1 protein-coding gene is annotated in these 1,011 nt (G+C 55.6%); it reads right to left on the bottom strand.

Annotated elements, in window-relative coordinates:
* A partial coding sequence (tuf, locus tag CHK_RS01965; protein WP_046442358.1) for an elongation factor Tu occupies positions 1 to 1,011 on the bottom strand: 1,011 nt, incomplete at both ends.

Raw genomic sequence — 1,011 nt, 5'->3', positions numbered from 1 at the left:
CGCCCGAACCTACTGTCCTGCCGCCTTCGCGGATTGCGAACCGCAGTCCTTCTTCGATTGCGATCGGCGTGATCAGCTTGATCTCCATTTCGATGTTATCTCCCGGCATTACCATTTCTGTTCCGCTCGGCAGCTCGATTACTCCCGTTACGTCCGTTGTCCTGAAATAGAACTGCGGACGGTATCCGTTGAAGAACGGCGTGTGTCGTCCTCCCTCTTCCTTCTTCAGCACGTATACGCTGCTGTTGAAGTGCGTGTGCGGATGGATCGAGCCCGGCGCTGAAAGTACCTGCCCACGCTCGATCTCGTCTCTCTGTACACCACGTAGCAGCGCTCCGATGTTGTCTCCCGTGATCGCCTGGTCAAGAAGCTTCCGGAACATTTCCACTCCCGTTACTACTACGCTTCTCTTCTCTTCTGTCAGTCCTACGATTTCTACCGTATCCTGTACCTTTACCGTTCCTCTCTCTACTCTGCCCGTTGCTACCGTCCCGCGCCCTGTGATCGAGAATACGTCCTCTACCGGCATCAGGAACGGCTTGTCTACGTCCCTCTGCGGTTCCGGTATATAGCTGTCTACTGCGTCCATCAGCTCGAAGATGCTCTGGCAGTCCGGATTGTCTTTGATGTCGTCGCTTGCCTGCGCCGCTTCCAGCGCCTTAAGCGCGCTTCCCTTGATGATCGGCGTATCGTCGCCCGGAAAATCGTACTGCGACAGCAGCTCCCTGATTTCCATTTCCACAAGCTCCAATAGCTCCGGATCGTCTACCTGGTCTGTTTTATTCATATATACGATGATGTACGGCACACCTACCTGCCTTGCAAGAAGGATATGCTCGCGCGTCTGCGGCATCGGGCCGTCTGCTGCCGATACCACCAGGATCGCTCCGTCCATCTGCGCCGCTCCCGTGATCATGTTCTTTACATAGTCCGCGTGTCCCGGGCAGTCTACGTGCGCGTAATGGCGCGTATCTGTCTCGTACTCCACGTGCGCTGTATTGATCGTGATTC

Origin of the sequence: Christensenella hongkongensis, from assembly GCF_000981035.1 — a bacterium.
GTDB lineage: Bacteria > Bacillota > Clostridia > Christensenellales > Christensenellaceae > Christensenella > Christensenella hongkongensis.
Note: the sequence above shows the minus strand (reverse complement) of the source record. Positions and strands in the feature narration are given on the sequence as shown.